This is a genomic window from Bartonella sp. AA126HLJHH, from assembly GCF_042197425.1.
Taxonomy (GTDB): domain Bacteria; phylum Pseudomonadota; class Alphaproteobacteria; order Rhizobiales; family Rhizobiaceae; genus Bartonella.
Genome location: NZ_JBHIRU010000069.1, coordinates 1 through 2,175, shown reverse-complemented (window position 1 = coordinate 2,175; position 2,175 = coordinate 1). Strand labels below are relative to the sequence as shown.

Below are 2,175 nucleotides of genomic sequence, written 5' to 3'. Positions count from 1 at the left end.
TTATGTGAAACACCCATCTTCTTCGCAAACGCACGAACCGATAAACCCTTACGCGTTTTCTTATTCATAGTTGCTCCATTTTGAATGGTATATACGAATTATTGTACACTTTAATTGTTGACAAGGTTTTATTTTTCGTGTACATAAAATATATGAAGATAGTGTGGGATGAACCAAAAAGAGCTTTAAACATTGATAAACATAAGCTTGATTTTGCTGATGTTATTTACTTTGACTGGGAACATGCTCTTATTGATGCAACACATTCAAACCGCATGAAGGCTATTGGACATTTTGCTGATGGCACAACAGTTATTGTTTTTGCAAAGCTTGGCAATGAAGCGATATCCATTATCAGTTTTCGTCAAGCGAATAAAAAAGAAAGAGAGGTTTTCAATGATTATCAAAAAAAACTTTGAAACAGGATGTGGCTACACAAAAGAAGATTGGGACGCTGTGGATTCCCCACCATTGACAGATGAAGAACTTGCACGCTTAAAGCCAGCTAAAGATGTTTTACCAGCCTCCTTTTTTAAATATGTAACAGAAGAACGCCGTAAACGTGGGCGTCCACCGGTTGAATCTCCCAAACAAGCGGTTACTCTACGCCTTGACCCAAATGTTATTGCCTCTTTTAAAAAACAAGGAAAAGACTGGCGAACACGTATGGGTGAAGTCTTAAAAAAAGCAAGTGGTTGTTAAGCCAAACGATCTCGCCACTCTAAAAAATGTGCTTTACAGTTGAAATTAAACTTCAATTGTATTACATTGAAGTACAATTACAAGAGGAGAGCTCATTATGGCTGCCAGTCGCATGGTTCAAGCGCGTGTACCAGAAGAAATTCAAAATATCGCTAGTCAAGTTATTCAAGCTTCAGGTTTATCAGTAAGTGATGTTGTGAGAGTGTTGATGACGCGTATTGCACAAGATAAAGCTATTCCGTCCTTCTTGTTTCAACCTAATGCAGAAACTATAGCGGCTTTTGCAGAACTAGAGGAAGGTAACTTAAAAAAGTTTCATTCCGTAGACGAATTATTTGATGATCTCTATGCGGACGATTGAACGTACCACTATCTTCAAATGTGATTTCAAGCGTGAAATGAAAGGACGGTATCGGCATCTTTTAGATACTGATTTGCGCCAAATCATTGCAGCATTAGCAAATGATCAACCCTTAGAACCTCGATATCATGATCATGCATTGACTGGGAATTGGAGCAATTATCGAGATTGCCATATTCGACCTTACCTAGTGTTGATTTATCGCTTGATTGGTCAAGATCGATTGATTTTAGCGCGTCTGGGCTCCCATTCAAAACTTGATCTTTAAACCACCTCCCCATTTTGAGAACGGGGAGGGGAGATGTGTTTTAAATCTAAGCAGCTTTTACGACAGATCTTGCTAAAACGCGCTTAGCTTCTTTTGTAACTGATTTGTAATGATCAAGCTCTTTTTCGATTTCATCTATTTTCAAAAGATAACCAAAGATGATACCCATGATTTTAGGATAATTTGTCAAAACATATTGGCGAAGATAGTTAAAATCATCAAAGCGTGTATCATTATCATAATCAACAGCTTGGTTTCTCAGTTTCTTTTCACATTCAATAAAGTAACGGCGTGCTTGACGCCCTTTCTCATTGCGTTCAACCATGGAAAGTTCTTTCGCCATGTCTAAGGTGAGGTGATATTCTTTGCTGATAACATTTTAACGTTTCCCAATTTTGGGAAGCGTTAAAATATAGTCTTTTCCCTCTTCAAATTCATACTGATTAATACGGTTCGTAATCCAAATAGCAAAACGTTTACCTATTGCCAAAAATGTATGTAATTCAGGTGCATTCACTGTCTGAACGATATCACCATCAATCGTAGTTTGATGTAAGTCAATTAAATATTGCGCCATGATTTGGCTCCTATGTGCTTAAAGGTTTTCTATTGACACTCTAAAAGATGCCGGGTGCTAGAAAACACGGCACATAGCCCGTCGTTATGCTTTCCCCACAAGGGTATTGTATAGCATAACTACACCCGACAAAGTTATTATATGCGCCTAACATACAATGAGTCAAAGTCTTTAATGTGCGGAAGACTGATTATTTCGGCAACTAATCCGCTATGTGTTTAAGGTGTTTTCTAGGCACCTGATTCGAAAATACCTATTACTATAGAA

At 37.8% G+C, this 2,175-nt stretch carries 4 protein-coding genes and 1 pseudogene; 4 read left to right on the top strand and 1 reads right to left on the bottom strand.

All coding sequences use genetic code 11. From position 1 onward, the window contains the following. Positions 1-152 precede the first annotated feature (152 nt). The 4 genes from ACFIQC_RS09645 (at position 153) to ACFIQC_RS09630 (ending at position 1,331) form a co-directional block, all read left to right on the top strand. A complete protein-coding gene (locus tag ACFIQC_RS09645) occupies positions 153-419 on the top strand; it encodes a BrnT family toxin (RefSeq protein ID WP_375612170.1) in 267 nt (88 codons plus the stop codon). Then, entirely contained in the window at positions 397-702 is a 306-nt protein-coding gene (locus ACFIQC_RS09640) for a BrnA antitoxin family protein (protein WP_375612163.1), read from the top strand. Before ACFIQC_RS09645 ends, ACFIQC_RS09640 begins: the two co-directional genes overlap by 23 nt. A gap of 97 nt (positions 703-799) precedes the next feature. Continuing rightward, the gene (locus ACFIQC_RS09635) at positions 800-1,063 is read left to right on the top strand and encodes a type II toxin-antitoxin system RelB/DinJ family antitoxin (protein ID WP_375612164.1); all 264 of its coding nucleotides are present in this window, start codon (positions 800-802) and stop codon (positions 1,061-1,063) included. Then, positions 1,050-1,331: a type II toxin-antitoxin system YafQ family toxin gene (locus ACFIQC_RS09630; protein WP_375612165.1), complete on the top strand. Its 282-nt coding sequence runs from the start codon at positions 1,050-1,052 to the stop codon at positions 1,329-1,331. The genes ACFIQC_RS09635 and ACFIQC_RS09630 overlap by 14 nt, the downstream gene beginning before the upstream one ends. A 46-nt stretch (positions 1,332-1,377) precedes the next feature. Here ACFIQC_RS09630 and ACFIQC_RS09625 read toward each other — a convergent pair. Continuing rightward, positions 1,378-1,908 (bottom strand): annotated as a pseudogene (locus ACFIQC_RS09625) (antA/AntB antirepressor family protein). Between the last annotated feature and the right edge of the window lie 267 nt (positions 1,909-2,175).

Bases quoted from the DNA above. Each gene is read 5' to 3' on its own strand.
- ACFIQC_RS09635 (WP_375612164.1), top strand. From the start codon at position 800: ATGGCTGCCAGTCGCATGGTTCAAGCGCGTGTACCAGAAGAAATTCAA.
- ACFIQC_RS09645 (WP_375612170.1), top strand. From the start codon at position 153: ATGAAGATAGTGTGGGATGAACCAAAAAGAGCTTTAAACATTGATAAA.
- ACFIQC_RS09640 (WP_375612163.1), top strand. From the start codon at position 397: ATGATTATCAAAAAAAACTTTGAAACAGGATGTGGCTACACAAAAGAA.
- ACFIQC_RS09630 (WP_375612165.1), top strand. From the start codon at position 1,050: ATGCGGACGATTGAACGTACCACTATCTTCAAATGTGATTTCAAGCGT.